The organism is Metabacillus litoralis, assembly GCF_007994985.1.
GTDB lineage: Bacteria > Bacillota > Bacilli > Bacillales > Bacillaceae > Metabacillus > Metabacillus litoralis.
Genome location: NZ_VOQF01000001.1, coordinates 838074 through 857135 on the forward strand (window position 1 = coordinate 838074; position 19062 = coordinate 857135).

The following is a 19062-nucleotide window of genomic DNA, read 5'->3' on the forward strand; positions in this document are numbered from 1 at the left end:
CTCCTTAATAAGAAAAGCGCAAGCGCCTTGGTTAGCCTAGAGCTAGACACTAATATATAAATTATCATTTTATTTACTAGCATTGATCTAAACGATTCAATAATGAATCGCTTTCCCATATACGGCAAGTGCTGCTTCACCAATTGCCTCAGATAATGTAGGATGTGGATGAATAGTATGAGATATCTCCCAAGGTGTTGCATCTAAGACTTTAGCAAGACCTGCTTCTGAAATCATATCAGTAACATGAGGACCAATCATATGAACACCTAATACATCCTCTGTGTCCTCATCTACGACAATTTTTACAAACCCTTCTGTTTCTCCAAAAACAAGAGCCTTACCGATTGCACTAAATGGAAATTTACCAACTTTTACTTTAAAGTTTTTCTCCTTAGCTTCTTCCTCTGTGTAACCCACACTCGCAATTTCAGGCGAACTGTAGATACATTTCGAAATTAGTGATTCATCAATTGGAAGAGGTTTTTGATTTGCTATATGCTCCACTGCTACAATTCCCTCATGTGAAGCTACATGTGCAAGTTGTAAACCGCCAATCACATCGCCAATTGCGTAAATATGTGATTCTTTTGTTTGGTAATATTTATTTGTATCAATATAGCCCTTTTCTATTTTGATATCAGTGTTTTCAATACCAATACCTTCTATATTAGGTAAGCGTCCAACTGAAACTAAAATTCGGTCCGCAGAAAAAGATGGTTTCTCATTATTCAATTCTGCTTGAATCGTTACTGAATTTTCATGCTTGACAAGAGTTTCAGGTAATACCTTTGCATCTGTAATAATCTTAATACCTTTTTTCGTCATTAATTTCTTCATTTCATTTGCGATCTCTTTATCTTCTGTAGGAAGAATTCGATCAGAATATTCTAATACGGTTACTTCTACATCAAAATCAGATAACATAGATGCCCACTCAATTCCAATAACACCACCACCAACGATAATAATTGATTTTGGCAAACTTTCTAAATCTAGTGCTTCATCTGAAGTTAGGACCAATTCTCCATCAATGTCTAGTCCCTGAAGGCTCCTTGGACGTGAGCCAGTTGCAACAATAACATTTTTTGGAATCAACATCTCGTTTTCTTCTCCATTATTCATTTCAACAGAAATCGTACCTGACATAGGAGAGAAGATAGAAGGACCTAATATCCGGCCAATTCCCTCATAAATATCAATATTGCCTTTCTTCATTAAGTGTTGCACACCACTATGTAATTGTTCGATAATCGATTGTTTTCGTTGTTGAACTTTAAGAAAATTAAGCTTTACTTCAGCAGTTTCAACACCAAAATCTTCACTTTTTTTAGTTGTTGCAAAAACCTCAGCACTTCTCAGTAACGCCTTACTTGGAATGCACCCCTTATGAAGGCATGTTCCACCTAACTTACTTTTTTCTACTACTGCTGTTTTAAGTCCTAGCTGTGATGCACGAATAGCCGCTACATAACCACCAGTTCCTCCACCAAGAATAACGAGATCGTATTCAGTAGCCATTTTCGAAAGCCTCCTTTAAACGAATCTTCCTCAACATTAATTAAGGCTGTTTTCGTAAACTTTGTCGCTTTTAACATATGAAGAAAACAGCACTGTATAAAGTCTAGTGGCATCTTTTCTTCTTAGAATAAGTACCTTATATATTATGATAAAACCATTGTTACTACTGGAAATTAGGTTAATCAGCAACAATCCTTCAGAAAAGAGCCTTAATTAAAAATTTTCGAGGTCATCTTTTCATTAGGATAATCTTTTGCTTCTTCTTCTCCTAATAAAACGCGTAAAGCACCCTCTGCTAATGCTTGAAGTTCATTTTCACCAGGAAATACTAATACATCAGCAATCCAATCTATATAAGAAGAAATTTCTTTTACAAATTTCTTACCGTAAGCTAAACCACCGGTTAAGACGATAGCATCTACTTTACCTTTTAAAACAGCACTAGCAGATCCTATTTCCTTCGCAATTTGATAAGCCATTGCAGAGTAAATGAGTGTCGCTTCTGGATTCCCCGCCTCTACCATCTTTTCTACTTTAACTGCATCATTCGTTCCTAAATAGCCAACAAGACCACCTTGACCTACAAGCTTCTTCATCATTTCTTCACGAAAGAAATCACCTGAGTAGCACATTGAAACCAAATCCCCGGCAGGAACTGTACCTGCACGCTCTGGGCTAAATGGTCCATCACCATGAAGACCATTATTCACATCAATTACACGTCCCTGCTTATGAGCTCCTATAGTTATACCTCCACCCATATGTGTAATAATAAGGTTCATTTCTTCATATTTGCGACGATGATCTGCAGCAACTCGTCGCGCAACTGCCTTTTGGTTTAATGCATGAAAGATACTTCTTCTTTCAATTGCTGGAACTCCTGATACTTTTGCTATTTCATGCATTTCATCAACCACAACTGGATCCACTATATAAGCAGGAATATTTAATCCATTTGCAATCTCAAAAGCAATAATTCCACCTAAATTTGATGCATGCTGCCCTGCAAATCCGTTTCTTAAGTCTTCTAGCATTTGATCATTTACCGTATACGTGCCACCTTCTATCGGACGCAATAATCCTCCACGTCCACAAACAGCATTTAGTTTGGAAATATTAATGCCTTCTTCATCAAGTGTTTCAAGAATCGTTTGCTTTCTAAATTCATATTGATCGATAATGCTTGAAAACTTATTAATCTTCTCTGTATCATGTCTAAGTGTTTTCTCAAACATAGATCTTTCATTATCAAAGACACCTATTTTCGTTGATGTGGAACCTGGATTAATAACAAGGATTCGATATTCATTTACTTGCAACGTTTAAACCTCCGTATAAAGTGAGATTTCCTTTCCCATTTCGGGTTTATCACCCTTATCTATCTTAATGTGAAATTGGAGTTAAGAGATTCCTCCTCCTAACTCCAGTAAATGCGTAAATGCTACTATGACTTACGACTTAAAATATGATGACCATTCTGAAGGAACTGACTTCGTGAATTTCTCATACGCGCAATTCTTTCTTCAGCTAAACGATCAGCAGCTACATATGTTGGAATATTGTCGCGTTTTGCAATCTCAATAACACGCTCAATATTACTATAAATACCTTCTACCTTTTTTAAAGCTCGCTCACTATTATAACCATATAATTCGTCTGCTACATTTATAACTCCACCAGCATTGATCACATAATCAGGAGCATAAACAATCCCCATTTCATGAATTAGATCTCCATGCTGTGTATCTTTTAATTGATTATTAGCAGCACCAGCAATAACACTTGCTTTCAGTTGTGGAATAGTCACATCGTTTATTGTTGCTCCAAGTGCACAAGGAGCATAAATATCACATTCGACAGAATAGATATCATTAGGTTCTACAGCTTTTGCATCAAAGTCTTCAACCGCTCGACGCACTGCATCTTTATTAATATCAGTAACAATTAATTGTGCTCCTTCTTCATGAAGATGTTTACACAAGTTGTATGCAACATTTCCAACACCTTGAACAGCAACAACTTTCCCTTCGAGTGAATCTGTGCCAAATGCCTCTTTTGCCGCAGCTTTCATTCCACGATATACACCATAAGCTGTAACAGGTGACGGGTTACCAGATGAACCAAATGCAGGTGAAATTCCTGTAACATAATCTGTTTCTTCATGAATCAGATCCATATCTGCAACAGTTGTGCCAACATCCTCAGCTGTTATGTAACGTCCATTTAATCCTTGAATATATCGTCCAAAAGCGCGGAATAACTCTTCATTTTTATCTTTTCTAGGGTCTCCAATAATAACTGTTTTGCCACCACCAAGATTTAAACCTGCCGCTGCATTTTTATAAGTCATTCCACGCGCTAAACGAAGAGCATCTTCAATTGCTTCTTCTTCTGAATTATATGTCCACATACGAGTTCCACCTAATGCAGGTCCTAGTGTCGTATCATGAATGGCAATAATTGCCTTTAACCCTGATTGTTTATCTTGACAAAAAACTAGTTGCTCATAATCATACCGTTCCATATATTTGAAGATTTCCATGTTGTATTTCCTCCTAATTTTCTCACTTTTCAGTAGAACATAATGCTAATGCTAAAGAATATAATTTACTTTCTGAAGTATCCGATCGACTTGTTAAAACTATTGGAGCTTTAGCCCCAGCAATAACCGCGCCTACTTTTGCTTTAGCAAAATAGATGAGTGATTTATATAGAACATTTCCTGTTTCAATAGAAGGAACTAATAAAATATCTGCTTGACCTGCTACAGGACTGCTAATTCCTTTTAATTCAGCTGCATCTAAAGATATTGCATTATCAAGTGCCAACGGTCCATCAATAAGGCAATTTTTAATTTGACCTCTTTTATTCATTATGGTTAAGGCAGCAGCATCAATTGTTGCTTGCATTGATTGATTAATGGTCTCAACAGCTGTAATAGCAGCAACTTTAGGCTGATCAATGCCTATTGCTCTTGCAACTTCAACCGAGTTGTTTATAATTTGCTCTTTTTGACTTAGATCTGGAGCGATATTCATGGCTGCATCTGTCACTATTGTTAATTTTGAGAAATTCGGGACTTCAAAAACTGCAACATGAGATAACACTTTTCCCATTCTAAGTCCATATTCCTTATTTAATACAGCTTTTAATAAAGTTGAGGTCGGAACATGACCTTTCATTAAAACTGATGCTTCATTTTCAAAAACGGCTTTAACGGCCTGTTGAGATGCTTGTTCCTTAGATCTTGTGTGAATAACCTTTACATAGTCCTTGTTACAACCCTTTTTCACTAATAACTCTTCAATTTCCTCTTTATTTCCAAAAAGCAAGAATTGTGCTAAGTCTCGATTAATAGCTTCAGCCACAGCTTCTATCACTTCTTCATCCTCTGCAGAAGCAACTGCTACAGTATTACCTCTTAATTTTGCAGCTTCTATTAGCAGATCATCTAAATTCATTTAATCTTCAAATCCTTCCACTAATGTTTTCATCTGCATCTATTATCTTTAATGCAATAATCGTGCCAATAAATCCTTTTTCGAAATATTTTTTTATCGATATATCTAACTTGTCCTTTTTCCTTATATTTAAGGCGATCTTTCTGCACTTTTTAAGAATTATGTATTTAGAGCACACTAATAGTTTTTTATAAGTTCCTTTATATCATATACCGATCATGCACCTTTTTGCAAACTATGAATTTTATTGCATGCTATTATTTGCAAGGTTATACTTTTCCATCTTATAATATAAACTCCTTAAAGAAATCCCCAGTGCTTTTGCGGTTTTTGTTCGATTATATTCATGAAGCTCTAATGAGTTTTTAACTACTTCTGCTTCCACTCTTTCAACAACCTCAGAAAGCGTCTCTTCATTATTATGAACAAAACGTCCAGTTTCTTGTGCTTTTCTTTCTTTAGATGAAAGCTGCAGCATCGGAATATGCTTTCCATCAATTTCAATTTCGTGATGTTCCATAAATATAATAGCCCTACCAAGGATATTCTCAAGCTCACGAACATTACCTGGCCAATCATATTGCAGTAGAAGTTTAAGTGCTTTTGCATTTACACACTCAATATTCCTTCCATAATCTTGATTTAATTTCCCGACTAACCTTTCACATAAAGCTGGAATATCTCCTTTACGGTCTCTTAGAGGAGGTATTGAAATTGGGTATCTATTCAAACGATAGTAAAGATCTTCCCGAAAATCTCCTTCAGACATCGCCTTTTCAATATTGACATTTGTGGCAGCAATTACTCGAACATTAACAGCAATTGGCTTGGTTCCTCCAACTCTTACAATTTCATTCTCTTGCAGAACTCTTAATAGCTTCGCTTGCATGTTAGCCGATAATTCACCAATTTCATCTAAAAAAATACTACCATTATTCGCTTCTTCAAAAAATCCTCGTTTCCCTCCGCGCTTCGCTCCAGAAAAAGCTCCTTCCTCGTAACCAAATAGCTCACTTTCAAGTAAATTTTCTGAGATTGCAGCACAATTAACTCGGATAAATTTGTTATACTTTCGATCACTTGCGTTATGTATAGCATGTGCAAAAAGCTCTTTACCTGTCCCAGATTCACCTCTTAATAAAACAGTAGCAGGTGTTTTCGCTCCAAGTTTCGCTTGCTCTATAGACATTTTAATTTCTTCACTTATACCTATAATATCTTCAAAGGTATATTTCGCTTCTAAAGTACGGATAATTTGCCTAGCTCGATTTAGCTCAGTTGTTAATGTTTGAATTTCAGACATATCATGTATAACACCAACACTACCTTTTAGCTTACCATTCACAATTACTGGCGCTACATTAACAATCACATCTTTTTTTGAAGGACCAACCTTCATTCTAGCTCCTCTAACAGCACGTCTTGTTTTCAGTACCTGCATATGCATACTTTCACCTTCAGATATATCCGCAGTCGCCGGCTTTCCAATAACCTGTTCCTCTGTTAATCCGGTCATCTTGGTATAAGCTCGATTAATAAGAATCCCATGCCCTTCTTCATCAACTACAGAAATTGCTTCCTCTGAAGATTGAATAATCGCCTCAAGCATAACTTGAATTTCCTTTAAATTCGTCACTTCTTCTGCTAAATTAACAACTTCAGTAATATCCTTAAACAAAGATAACGCTCCAAGTAAATTACCCGATTCATCTATCATTGGAATTCTAGTTGTAATGATCTTTAAACCATTTTCTAATACTTGTTCTTGATTTGTTTCAAGCTCTCTTGTTTTTAATGTTCTTGAAAGCATGCTGGAGGGTACCACATCATTTATATTCATACCTAGCGCAGCTTTTCTGGAAAAACCCGTGATTTTCTCAGCTGTTTTATTGAAAAGGATAATTTTTTCGTTCGTATCAATAACAATCATTCCATCATTTGTTGAATTCAATATTGTTTGTTGCTTATATGCTTCCTCTTTAAGTCTTGCAATCAAAACTTCTTTTTCATCAACTAGTTCAGAAATAATATAAGCTACTGAGCCAGGAATAATCACAACACCTTGAGCTACATCTCTATGCAACTCTTGCATAACCTCTTCATTACCTGTCGCTTCAATAATAATACTTATCTTCTCATTCATCATCGTTTTCCAATTAGAACCTATGTTTATACCTAATTTTTTTGCATATTCTAATCCTGGTGCTCTCTCATTTATATCAACTACAGCAATAACATGCATAATGTTAGTTTCTACAATTCTTTTTAATAGTGCTGTTCCACCTTTACCCGCTCCTACAATCATCACTTGTTGCATATTCTCATATCCCCTTCTAAATAAACTTGTTACTTTCCACCCCATTGTTAGACACTGCAATTTTTTGCATACCTATATCATAGCCTATCGAATAACACTTGACAAACAGGTAATAGAAACAGACAATTAATATGGATGATGGCTGTTTTCGTATATTTTGTTGTTTATATAATCCTATTGGAAACAACTCTGAATAAATACTAGTGGCATCTTTTCTTCTGCAGATTGTACTCTTTATCGAATAGAAAACTGATTCTAACAGATAAAGAAGTCAATTAGTAACAATCATTCAGAAAAGAGCCTTGATGATAAAGAAAGGACTTTTGTATGTCTAGAATAATTGCATTAATCATTATGGTGATTCCTGGAATTTTAGCTGTATATGGAATTAAACTTATGCGTGATATGACATTCGGCTTACTTCAGCCGCCTATACCGTTTTTATGGTTACAGTTTATTATAGGTCTTTTATTATTTTTAGGAGGCTTGAGTTTTGTAGCTGGCTTTATTTTCTATCGTGATCGTAAAAGAAATAAGGTACAGAAAAGATTCGCGAGAAAATAAGGTTAATTTAGCAATTTTCACTAACATCTATAAATACGAAAGCAAAAAGAGTGAGCTATAAATTTTAGCTCACTCTTTTTTATCGTTATACAATTCTATTGCACGCTCAGGAAAGTCAGTAATAATAGCTGCTACACTATCACTGAACATTTGTTTCATCACCAATGGATCATTTACCGTAAAAGGTCTTACATCGATTCCACAAGACTGCGCTTCATAAACTATTGGACTTTTGGCAGCATGAAAATATGGATGCAAACCTTGTGCGCCAATACTTTGCGCATATTCCCACGGCTTATATAAGCCCTCCATATATAAAATAGCTGTTTTGATGTTATTTGAAATAGATTTACATTTTACTAAACTGTAATGATTAAAAGATGAAAGTATTACTCTATCTTCTAGCTTATATTCCGAAATTAATTCGATCGTTTTTTCTTCCAATTCAGGATACTCAATAATCCCATTTTTTAATTCAATGTTCACCAATATAGATGGATTCGTAACTGCCCATGCTAATACTTCTTCAAGTGTAGGTATACGAGCTTTGCCACTAAACTGTGGAAAAGAATCGCTTGCGTCTAACATTGTTATTTCTTTATAATCCAAATCTTTAATAAACCCTTTGCCATTAGTTGTACGATCGACTGTTTCATCATGAATGACAACAATCACTCCATCATTCGTCATTTGCACATCTAACTCAATTCCATGAGCCCCTGCTTGAATAGCCGCATCAAATGAAAGCATTGTATTCTCCGGAAACGTTCCTGCAGCACCTCTATGACCAAAAATTAATGTCATTCTTGTATGCACCTTCTTTTCGTGTAAAATAGAATTAGGAGGAATGTAAAATGAGACCATTACAAATATCTGCTGATACAGCACAAAAGCTTGCAAAATCACTAAACATCCCACTAGAACAGGTCATGCATATGCCTCAGCATATATTACTTGCCAAACTAGCCGAGCTTAACACAAAGGAAGAAAACGACAAGAAGGACTGAAAACAGTTCTTCTTTTTCTTTCACGAAAACATTTCTGCCATTTAAAACAAGCTTCTTTTCTACATCGCTCACCCTTTTCATTATATTACTTTTCTATAGGCGTAAAACATATAATTGATTATTTACCACCATTCTTTAGAAATACTTTTCTTTCACCTTAATTTTTATCGTTAAAACATAATGCTATTATACTCTTATATCTCACTTTTCTTATCTACTTTCACATTGTTACATTCCCTTTAAATACTTACTAATCATGTGTCTTTTTTTACAATAAACAAATTGCAAGAACAACCTCTACTTTAACATTGCCTGAAATGAATAAAAAAACATTTTTTTAGTACCAAGTACTAAAATAAGATGTTATTATTAGGTTATAAAATATAACTGTTTTTTAGAAGATTGATGCTCTAAATTCATTTTAGTGAAATGGAGAAAAAGACACTTGACTTTCTCCCGGCAAAAACTGTGTTTAAAGAGGAATGGAATGATGACGTTACTTACCCACAATTTATTAAAACAAGTAAATATCAAAACATCCAAAATAAGAGGTGTACATACATGAATTCAAAAGCTCGTATTACCGCTATAGGAAGTTATGTTCCAAATAACGTAATGACTAATGATGACCTTGAAGAACTTGTAAACACAAATGATGAATGGATCACAAAAAGAACTGGTATTAAAGAGCGAAGAATTGCAGGTGTTGACGAATATTCAAGTGACTTGTCTTTAAAAGCAATTAATGATTTAACAAAACGTTTTGATAAAGACATTAGTGATGTTGACATGATTATTGTTACAACACTAACACCTGACTATCAAACACCAAGTGTAGCTTCATATATTCAAGGTAAACTAGGTATAAAAAATGCTGGTGCTATCGATCTTAATGCAGCTTGTGCAGGATTTACTTATGGATTACATATGGCAAATAGCTTAATTACTAGTGGATTACATAGAAAGATCCTTGTCATAGGTACCGAAACATTATCAAAAATTATCGATTTCACAGATAGAGCAACTTGTATTTTATTCGGAGATGGAGCTGGAGCAGTTCTTGTTGAATACAGTGAAAAAGGAGGATTTCTATCTTCACTCGTTACTTCTGAAGGAGAGAAGGCACACCATTTATATGGAACAAATTTATCAAGTTCGATGTTTGGTGAAGAACTTCAACATAAGCGTCAACTTGTTCAAAATGGACGAGAAGTATATAAATGGGCGGTATCCACTGTTCCCAAAGGTATGATTTCAGTAATGGAAATGACTCCATATACATTAGATGATGTAGACTGGTTTATTCCCCATAGCGCAAATCTAAGAATGGTTGAATCGATTTGCACTAAAGCAAAATATAGTATAGACAAAACGTTATACAGTATGGAAAAGTTCGGTAACACATCGGCAGCTTCTATCCCTTTAGCTCTAGACCTTGGAATTAAAGACGGAAAGGTAAAAGCGGGAGATCGTTTGTTATTGTACGGATTTGGTGGGGGTCTTACACAATGCGGACATTTAATTGAATGGGGATAAGTTAAATCAATTTCTTCACATTAACTTATTTGCAACTTTACCTTTGTAAAAACAATAAATTGGATCTACACTCTCTTATAGTTCATTTTTTCTTGTGAAGTTTCTAATCATTTTTACATATAACAATTAGCTATAGGAAACACTAGATAAAAAATGTATTTTTCTATAGGAGTGAAATATGTGAACAAAATACTTATAGCTTCTATTCTGTTCCTTGTGTTTGCTTTTTCTACCATAAACGAAGCCTTTGCAAAAACCCCAGATTTTTATGGGGCAAACGGTGTTCTTAAAGAGCACCACCTATCACTAGTCAAAGCACTAACTTATTCACTGGAAGACGAATATTTATCTCAAGCGAACTATGATGTATATATTGAAGAATTCGGTGCTATTCGTCCTTTTGTACAGAATAAGGTCGCGGAGAAACACCATATAAATAAACTCCTATCACTATTCAAAAAATACAATATTGATGTACCAACGGATATAGCTAAAAAATTTACAACTAAACCCAAAACACTCGAGAAAGCATTTTCTCAAGCAACAAAGAAAGAATTGGACACTATCTCGATGTATAGCAAGCTTCAGTCAATAAAAGTATTTCCTGAGGATGTACTAACAACATTTTCTGAATTAAAAATGGATTCTTATAATCACTTTAAAAAGTTAGAATATAATCAAACAAACTCTCTACATTAAAGATAGAGAGTTTGTTCCTTTATATTTCAATTATCCCTTACGCAGTTAAAAATCAACAAGTCAATTGAGCTTTAATGGAACTCTAAATTCTACACCCTCAAATTCCACCACTAATGTATTTTTATTATTCTTAATTTCTTCTTCACTAAAAGAAAACAATAGGTTACCTTCTAATGTACCTGTAGATGATTTATTAAAATTAATCACTCTATCTTTTTCAAGATATTCAAAGTCCTCATTCGATGGTAAAGCTTCATAAGGAGTTATATCAGCTTCTCCTTCACTTTCTATCGAAAAATTTGTATGATCAAGTTCAATATCTCCAGCATGTAATGAAGTATCTATTAATATAGCTTTATGTCCTTCTTCAAATGTTAAATCCATTTCTTCACCATTTTCAACGATTACTAGTTTATCCTTTATTTCTGTTCCGGTTACCGTTAACCAACTTTCACCATATTCTAATTTCTCACTCACTTCTCCAGTAACTACTTCTGCGGAATTTTGACATCCAACAATCAGTATAGAGATTAATAATATTAAAATTACATTAGCTTTGTTCATTTCTCTCTAACCCTCTTTTACGTTTTATATATTCCATATATCTCCTTGAATAATATATCAATAAATACAAATCCTTACAATAAAAAATTCGATAGATAGTGAATTATCAACATGAAAAACCTCTAAGTTTAATTGTTCATCTAAACTTAGAGGTTTTTAAATTAGTCAGTCACTAACTTGTATTCGCCGGTCACTGCTGCAGTGATCCAAAAAATACAAGTTAGCGCCTATTTCTATTCATGATAATACTAGTCAGTTCAGCTAGCTTTATGTTCCAAACGTAGCTTATCTGCCACCATCGCAATAAACTCACTGTTCGTTGGTTTTGCTTTCGTCATGCTTACTGTGTAGCCGAATAACGTTGAAATTGAATCGATATTCCCACGACTCCAGGCAACTTCAATTGCATGACGGATTGCACGTTCTACACGTGATGCTGTTGTATTATATTTTTTTGCAATGTCTGGGTATAACACTTTTGTAATAGAACCTAATAATTCGATATCGTTGTATACCATAGAAATCGCTTCTCGTAAGTATAAGTATCCTTTAATATGAGCCGGAACTCCAATTTCATGAATAATACTTGTAATATTAGCGTCAAGATTTCTTCCTTTAGTTGGCGTTTCATTTGTTCTCATACTTGAGTTAGCTCTTTTAATGATAGGTGCTGCATTTCCACTAACTTGACGAATATGACTAGCTAGGCCTTCCATATCAAACGGTTTAAGAATGAAATAAGCAGCTCCAAGATCAACAGCCTTTTTTGTTACATCTTCTTGTCCGAACGCAGTTAACATAATAACATTTGGCTGTGGACGATCGATTTGTCTTATTTTTTCTAAAACACCTAAACCATCAAGATGTGGCATAATAATATCCAATACTAAAACGTCTGGATCTTTTTCCTTTAACATAGTTAAGCATTCTTGCCCATTATATGCTACACCAAGAACTTCCATATCTTCTTGACTTGATAAGTATTCCTCAAGTAAACCTACGAGTTCTCGATTATCATCTACAATACAAACTTTAATTTTATTCACAAAAATTTCCTCCTCTGTCCTGATTAGCACGTATGCATTTATATATCTATTATATATACGATTACGTTAACAATTTCGACATTTCTTCAAAGATTCCTTTAATTTTTTAAAAAAACTTTGAAAAATGGAGGAAAAGATAGTTTTTCTCCATTTTACTCCTAAATTCGACTAAATACACCATTTGACTTTTATATTAAATGCGTTTTGTCGAAAAATCTTTTCTTTCTTATATTGTACCTAACACTTCATTAAATGGAAAGCTAAAAATAATAAAAACTGTCAAGAAAACAGAATTTTCTTGACAGTTTTTATTTTAACTTACTTTTTGTTGTTGTTTAGAGTAGATATCGATTCCAGCTTCATTTAACATCCATTCGATATGAACACCATATCCTGAAGTAGGATCATTAACAAATACATGTGTGACTGCACCAATTACTTTTCCGTTTTGAATGATCGGGCTACCACTCATCCCTTGAACAATTCCACCTGTTTTGTCCAAGAGTCTTTTATCTGTGATTTTTATAACCATACCTTTAGTTGCAGGAAACTTTTGTGGAACCGAGCTAACAACTTCCACTTCAAATTCTTCTACCTTATCATTGTCAACAACAGTTAAAATTTTAGCTGGTCCTTCTTTTACTTCATTCGATAAAGCGATCGGCATAGCTTTGTCCATTACGCCATTATTCATGTCCTGATTAAGCTCACCGAAAATTCCGAAAGCACTATTTCTTGTTATATTGCCAATAATTTTTCGGTCTCCAGAAAATCTTGCTAGTTTTTCACCTGGATTTCCATTACTTCCTTTTTCGATCGAGGTTACTGTTGATCTTACAATTTGCCCATCCTCAACAACAATTGGCTTTTTTGTGTCCATATCAGATATAACATGACCTAAAGCTCCATATTTCTTTGATTTAGGATCATAAAAAGTCATCGTCCCAATACCAGCTGCTGAATCCCTAATATACAAACCAATTCTAAAGGATCGATCATTTTCATCTTTTAGAGGATATAGCTTTGTTTTAATTTCTTCATCTTCTCTTTTTAGTACTAAATCAAGTGGCTTTCCTGTTTTTCCAGCATCTTGAATGTACGGTGTCACATCACTCATTTGTTCAATCTTTGTTCCATTAATGTTAGTGATGATATCACCAACTTCTACCCCCGCAATTTCTCCTGGTGACTTCTTACCTTCTGCTGTATTGATTTGGTGGTGTCCTACCACCAATACGCCAAGACTATTTAGTTTTACACCAATGGATTGTCCACCTGGAATTACTTTAAAATCAGGTAAAACATCAACACCAACTTTTTTCACAGGAAAACCTGCAAGGTCGAAAACCACTTCTCCTTCGCCTGCTTTTTTTCCTTTTACGTCAAGAGTTTGACCATCACTATTTTTTTGAACTGTAAATGCTTCTGCTGAATCTTGTGAAGCAATTACCGGAAATGAACTTTGTACTGTTACATTTTGCGTTTCAAATACTTTTAATTGATTTGGTATTTGAACGTATTCCCTAACTTCTTTAACAAAACCTAAACTTGTAAATAAAACAAGGAGAAGTACACCAATTATTTTTCTCATTTTATCTGTCTGCAAAAACCTTCACTCTCCTCGCTCCTACCCACACCATAAGTTTATATATGGCTACAGTTTTAATGTAGCCTTTTCGGTGCTTATTTATAACTTGAATAAGTAGAAATTTAAAGGATTTGTTGTAAGAATTAGGAGATCATGACGAGAAATCAATAATGTTAGTTTATCCATAAGACACTGAATAAAATTGCTTTTTTAAAAAATGTAGTTTTTGCTATGTGTTTTATAGAATTCAAAAAAGTCATCCATAAAAATGGATGACTTTTTGATTTAGAACCTAACAATTGCAAATTAACCTTAGATTCGTGGAAATTCTTATCCTTTTGATGTATGAGCAAGTGATAATAATTCTTTCGCATGTTGTTTAGATAACTCTGTCACTTCTACACCTGCTATCATACGACCTATTTCTCTGATTTTTTCTTCTTCTTTTAATGGCTTTACACTTGTTTTTGTGCGTCCAGAGGAGGTTTCTTTCGCAATATATAAGTGAGTATCAGCCATTGCAGCAACTTGTGGTAAATGAGTGATGCAAAGTACCTGCGATCCATTTGAAACACGGTAAATTTTTTCAGCAATTGCTTGAGCAACACGTCCACTAACCCCAGTATCAACTTCATCAAAAATAATCGAGGTTATCCCTTGATGCTGAGAAAAGATACTTTTCATAGCAAGCATGATACGAGAAAGCTCTCCACCTGATGCTGTTTTACTCAAAGATTTCAAAGGTTCTCCAGGATTTGTTGATATGAAAAATTCTACATCATCTGCACCATTTGCTGTATATTTTACTTGTTGTCCAGATGTTTGTTTTAATGAAATATTCACATCAAAAGTAGTTTTTTCCATATAAAGCTCTTTTAATTCTTGATGAATTTCATCTATTAAGACTTCCGCAAAATTTTTGCGAATACTTGTTACATTTTTCGCCTCAATCGATAAATCTTCAAGAATAGAATCTAATTCTTTTTGAAGCTTATATAAATGACTATCTTTATTTTTTATCGTATCAATTTCTTCTTCTATTTTGGCAGAATACGTTAAAATTTCTTCTACAGATTGCCCATATTTCCGTTTTAATGTGTTAATTTCGTTTAATCTGCTTTCAACAAAATTTAGGCGTTCAGGATCAAACTCTAACGATTCCAATTCATTTCTTACTTGATATGAAATGTCCTCGAGCATGTAATATGCATTTGAAATTGTTTCCGAGAGATCTTGTAATGTTTTATTTATACTACCAACATTCTCAAGATTACTCATAGCATGTCCTACCCAATCTAATCCTCTTTGCTCTCCATGTAAGGCACTATAGCTATTTTGCAGTGATTCATACACTTTTTCATAATTAGAGATTTGATTTTTTTCTTCTGTAAGCAACTCATCTTCTTTTGGTTGTAATTCCGCACCCTCAATTTCTTCTAGCTGAAATTGTAAAAGATCTAAACGATGAGCCATTTCTTGTTCATTTTCTGATAGCTGTATGATTTTCTTTTGTAATGTATCAAAATTACGATAAACATCAAAATAATTCTCAAGAGCCGTTTTAATTTTTTTACCACCATATTGGTCAAGTAGATTTATGTGGTTTTCTTCATTCATTAATTCCTGATTATCATGCTGACCGTGAACATCAACTAAATATTGACCTACCTCACGCAAAACAGCAATAGTGACTAATTTGCCATTAATGCGACAAATACTTTTTCCAGTTGCCGATAAATCTCGACGCAAAATGATCATACCATCACTTATATCAATACCAAATTCGTCACACTTATTGTATACAGGATGTTTATCATCATCCATTAAGAAAAGCGCTTCTAGTTCAGCACGCTTTTCCCCAAAGCGCACAAACTCCGATGATCCTCTGGCCCCAGCTAAAAGATGGACTGCGTCAATAATAATGGATTTACCTGCACCAGTCTCTCCCGTTAATACTGTTAATCCCTTTTCAAAAGAAACAGTTAATGACTCAATAATCGCAAAATTTTTAATTGATAATTCCGCTAACAAACAGAATCACACCTCTTATATATTTTTATAGCTGCAAAAGAATTTGATATTTGCATATAAATTAGTACTACTTCATTTTTTAGCATACCTATATAACTGCTTAAAGCATGTCTAAAAATCGCTGTGTTATGGAATCAGTATCATTCGAAGTTCGACAAATAATTAAAATCGTATCATCTCCACAAATTGTTCCGAGTACTTCATCCCAATCTAAGTTATCGATTAACGCACCAATAGCATTTGCGTTACCAGGAAGTGTTTTCATTACTAGCATATGACCAGCAGAATCTATTTTAACAAACGCATCCATTAACGCACGTTTTAGCTTTTGTAGTGGATTGAAGCGTTGATCAGCTGGTAAGCTGTATTTATACCTTCCATCAATCATCGGAACTTTCACTAAATGTAATTCCTTGATATCCCTAGAAACAGTGGCTTGTGTTACATTAAAGCCCATTCCCTTTAATAAATCAACTAATTCATCTTGAGTTTCAATATCATTATTAGTAATAATTTCACGTATTTTTATATGTCTTTGTCCTTTATTCACGTTAAGCACCCCTTTTGCAATGATGCATTACAATCAATCTTTGCATGTTTATACCTTACATCTTATATGAAAACCCTTAAAAAGTACAGATTTATTGAAAAAAACTCAGCTAAAACTGCATAAAAACCATAAAAATTCTACTATACTAAAATATATTATAAATCGGTAAAATAATTTATTTGCATGAATATACAGATTATTCCGTAAAAAAAACAAGAACTGTCTTACTTCTACAGTTCTTGTTTTTCAACTAATTTATTTTCCTTTAATTGTGTATGTGCTTCTTCCACAATATTTTTAGCTGTTTTTGAAAAGTTATTAGCTTGCATTTCTGTTGGACCATTCCAACGTAGATGAAGAAGAAATTCAATATTTCCGTCTCCTCCTGTGATAGGTGAGTAGGAAAGATTTTCAATATGATAGCCTTCCTTTATGACAAAATCGAGTATCTCTTTTAAAACATACTCATGTACTTCAGGATCACGAACTATTCCTTTTTTCCCGACAAAATCTCGACCAGCTTCAAACTGCGGTTTAACTAATGCAACAATATCACTATTAGGTACTAAAATTGTTTTTAACACAGGAAAAATCAATTTTAGTGAAATAAATGATACATCAATAGTAGCAAATTCTGGCATGCCTTTCTCAAAATCCTCGGGTTTCACATAACGGAAATTTGTTCGTTCCATCACAACTACTCTTTCATCTTGTCGCAATTTCCAAGCAAGCTGATTATAGCCTACATCTAAAGCATAAGAAAGTTTAGCTCCATTTTGTAAAGCACAATCGGTAAAACCACCTGTAGATGACCCGATATCAATCATAATTTTTTCATCAACAATTAAATCAAAATCTTTCAATGCCTTTTCTAATTTTAGTCCTCCACGGCTTACATATGGTAACGTCTTGCCCTTTACTGTTAAATGGAGGTCACGTGAAACCTTTTCTCCTGGCTTTTCTAACCGTTCTTCATTTCCGTAGATTTGGCCAGCCATAATAGCCCGTTTAGCTTTTTCACGTGTTTCAAATAAGCCGTTTTCAACCAAAAGTATATCTAGTCTTTCTTTTTTACCACTCATGACCTCATAACCTTTTTCTCTTGTTCTGGCATCATTTCTTTTAATTCCTTTACAACGTTTTCTGTTGTCATACCTATTTCTTCTAAAAGTTTTGAGACACTACCATGTTCAATAAAACGATCCGGAATACCGATTCTGGAAATTGTTGATGTTGCATGCTGCTGTTGAGCGAATTCTAGCACTGCACTTCCAAATCCACCTTGTAACACTGCTTCTTCAATTGTCAATATTGGGATTCCTTCAGCAAAAATATTTTTTAGCATATCTTCATCTAAAGGTTTTATAAATCGAGCATTTACAACTCTAATGGACTTACCTTGTTCAGATAATAGATTGGCCGCTTCCATTGCCATCTCTATTGTTGTTCCAAATGTTAAAATGACAGCATCATTACCCTCTTTTAACACTTCCCATGTGCCTATCGGAATCACTTTAAGATCGTCGTCCATTTGTACTCCAATCCCATTACCGCGAGCATATCTAAGAGCAATTGGTCCATTATCATATTTTAATGCTGTATTAACAAGATGCTGTCCTTCATTTTCGTCTTTTGCCATCATAATAACCATATTAGGAATATGTCTTAAAAAAGCAATATCAAAAACACCTTGATGTGTTTCTCCATCTGCACCAACTAATCCTGATCGATCTATCCCTATAAAAACATTTAAGTTTTGTCGACAGATATCATGTACAACTTGATCATATGCACGTTGAAGAAATGTTGAATATATCGCTAAAAACGGCTTCATGTCTTGTGTAGCAAGACCTGCTGCTACAGTTGTTGCATGCTGCTCAGCAATTCCTACATCAAACATCCGATCAGGGAATTCCTGGGCAAATCCTTCTAGTTTAGAGCCTACAGGCATAGCAGGTGTAATTGCTACAATACGCTCATCCGTTCTTGCCAGCTTTCGAACCGTTTCACTCACAACCTTACTCCAAGCTGGTCCCACTACAGTTGGCTTTACAAAATCACCTGTTTCTATTTTATAAGGACCTGTTCCATGCCATGTCCCAATCGTATCGGTTTCAGCAGGTTGATAGCCTTTACCTTTTTTTGTAATGACATGTAGTAATACAGGGCCTGGTGTTT

General features: G+C 34.4%; 17 protein-coding genes. 4 read left to right on the forward strand and 13 right to left on the reverse strand.

What is annotated here, in order from left to right; translation table 11 throughout:
- Positions 1-96: 96 nt before the first annotated feature.
- From lpdA to FS935_RS04345, 5 genes are all read right to left on the reverse strand, one after another.
- Entirely contained in the window at positions 97-1521 is a 1425-nt protein-coding gene (lpdA, locus tag FS935_RS04325) for a dihydrolipoyl dehydrogenase (RefSeq protein WP_146946276.1), read from the reverse strand.
- Positions 1522-1730: 209 nt separating this feature from the next.
- Entirely contained in the window at positions 1731-2840 is a 1110-nt protein-coding gene (gene buk / locus FS935_RS04330) for a butyrate kinase (protein ID WP_146946277.1), read from the reverse strand.
- Between the two features lie 125 nt (positions 2841-2965).
- On the reverse strand, positions 2966-4063 hold the full coding sequence (gene bcd, locus FS935_RS04335; protein ID WP_146946278.1) for a branched-chain amino acid dehydrogenase: 1098 nt from the start codon (positions 4061-4063) through the stop codon (positions 2966-2968).
- A 22-nt stretch (positions 4064-4085) separates the two neighbouring features.
- Positions 4086-4982: a phosphate butyryltransferase gene (yqiS, locus tag FS935_RS04340; RefSeq protein WP_146946279.1), complete on the reverse strand. Its 897-nt coding sequence runs from the start codon at positions 4980-4982 to the stop codon at positions 4086-4088.
- A gap of 244 nt (positions 4983-5226) precedes the next feature.
- Positions 5227-7299 carry a sigma-54 interaction domain-containing protein gene (locus FS935_RS04345; RefSeq protein ID WP_146946345.1) on the reverse strand — a complete coding sequence of 691 codons (2073 nt, stop codon included), beginning with the start codon at positions 7297-7299 and terminating at the stop codon, positions 5227-5229.
- A gap of 327 nt (positions 7300-7626) precedes the next feature.
- Between FS935_RS04345 and FS935_RS04350 the strand changes: the two genes are divergently transcribed.
- Positions 7627-7863 (forward strand): DUF2627 domain-containing protein, encoded by a 237-nt coding sequence (locus FS935_RS04350; RefSeq protein WP_146946280.1) that lies wholly within the window; start codon positions 7627-7629, stop codon positions 7861-7863.
- Between the two features lie 69 nt (positions 7864-7932).
- Here FS935_RS04350 and FS935_RS04355 read toward each other — a convergent pair whose 3' ends face one another.
- Entirely contained in the window at positions 7933-8667 is a 735-nt protein-coding gene (locus tag FS935_RS04355) for a glycerophosphodiester phosphodiesterase (RefSeq protein WP_146946281.1), read from the reverse strand.
- Between the two features lie 50 nt (positions 8668-8717).
- Between FS935_RS04355 and FS935_RS04360 the strand changes: the two genes are divergently transcribed.
- The 3 genes from FS935_RS04360 (at position 8718) to FS935_RS04370 (ending at position 11105) form a co-directional block, all read left to right on the forward strand.
- Positions 8718-8870, forward strand: a complete 153-nt coding sequence (locus FS935_RS04360) for a YycC family protein (RefSeq protein WP_146946282.1) — start codon at positions 8718-8720, stop codon at positions 8868-8870.
- Between the two features lie 561 nt (positions 8871-9431).
- Entirely contained in the window at positions 9432-10406 is a 975-nt protein-coding gene (locus FS935_RS04365) for a ketoacyl-ACP synthase III (RefSeq protein WP_146946346.1), read from the forward strand.
- A gap of 180 nt (positions 10407-10586) precedes the next feature.
- Entirely contained in the window at positions 10587-11105 is a 519-nt protein-coding gene (locus FS935_RS04370; protein WP_146946283.1) for a ferritin family protein, read from the forward strand.
- A 60-nt stretch (positions 11106-11165) separates the two neighbouring features.
- Here FS935_RS04370 and FS935_RS04375 read toward each other — a convergent pair whose 3' ends face one another.
- From FS935_RS04375 to dxs, 7 genes are all read right to left on the reverse strand, one after another.
- Complete coding sequence (locus tag FS935_RS04375; RefSeq protein ID WP_146946284.1) at positions 11166-11669, reverse strand: hypothetical protein; 504 nt, start codon at positions 11667-11669, stop codon at positions 11166-11168.
- A gap of 257 nt (positions 11670-11926) precedes the next feature.
- On the reverse strand, positions 11927-12715 hold the full coding sequence (gene spo0A, locus FS935_RS04380; RefSeq protein ID WP_146946285.1) for a sporulation transcription factor Spo0A: 789 nt from the start codon (positions 12713-12715) through the stop codon (positions 11927-11929).
- Positions 12716-13028: 313 nt separating this feature from the next.
- Positions 13029-14306, reverse strand: coding sequence for a SpoIVB peptidase (gene spoIVB, locus FS935_RS04385; RefSeq protein WP_146946286.1), 1278 nt, complete (start codon positions 14304-14306; stop codon positions 13029-13031).
- A gap of 327 nt (positions 14307-14633) precedes the next feature.
- Positions 14634-16334, reverse strand: a complete 1701-nt coding sequence (gene recN / locus FS935_RS04390; RefSeq protein ID WP_146946287.1) for a DNA repair protein RecN — start codon at positions 16332-16334, stop codon at positions 14634-14636.
- A 100-nt stretch (positions 16335-16434) separates the two neighbouring features.
- The gene (gene ahrC / locus FS935_RS04395; RefSeq protein ID WP_146946288.1) at positions 16435-16884 is read right to left on the reverse strand and encodes a transcriptional regulator AhrC/ArgR; all 450 of its coding nucleotides are present in this window, start codon (positions 16882-16884) and stop codon (positions 16435-16437) included.
- A gap of 230 nt (positions 16885-17114) precedes the next feature.
- Positions 17115-17966, reverse strand: a complete 852-nt coding sequence (locus tag FS935_RS04400) for a TlyA family RNA methyltransferase (RefSeq protein ID WP_146946289.1) — start codon at positions 17964-17966, stop codon at positions 17115-17117.
- A partial coding sequence (gene dxs / locus FS935_RS04405) for a 1-deoxy-D-xylulose-5-phosphate synthase (RefSeq protein WP_146946290.1) occupies positions 17963-19062 on the reverse strand: 1100 nt, incomplete at its 5' end. The genes FS935_RS04400 and dxs, both read right to left, overlap by 4 nt.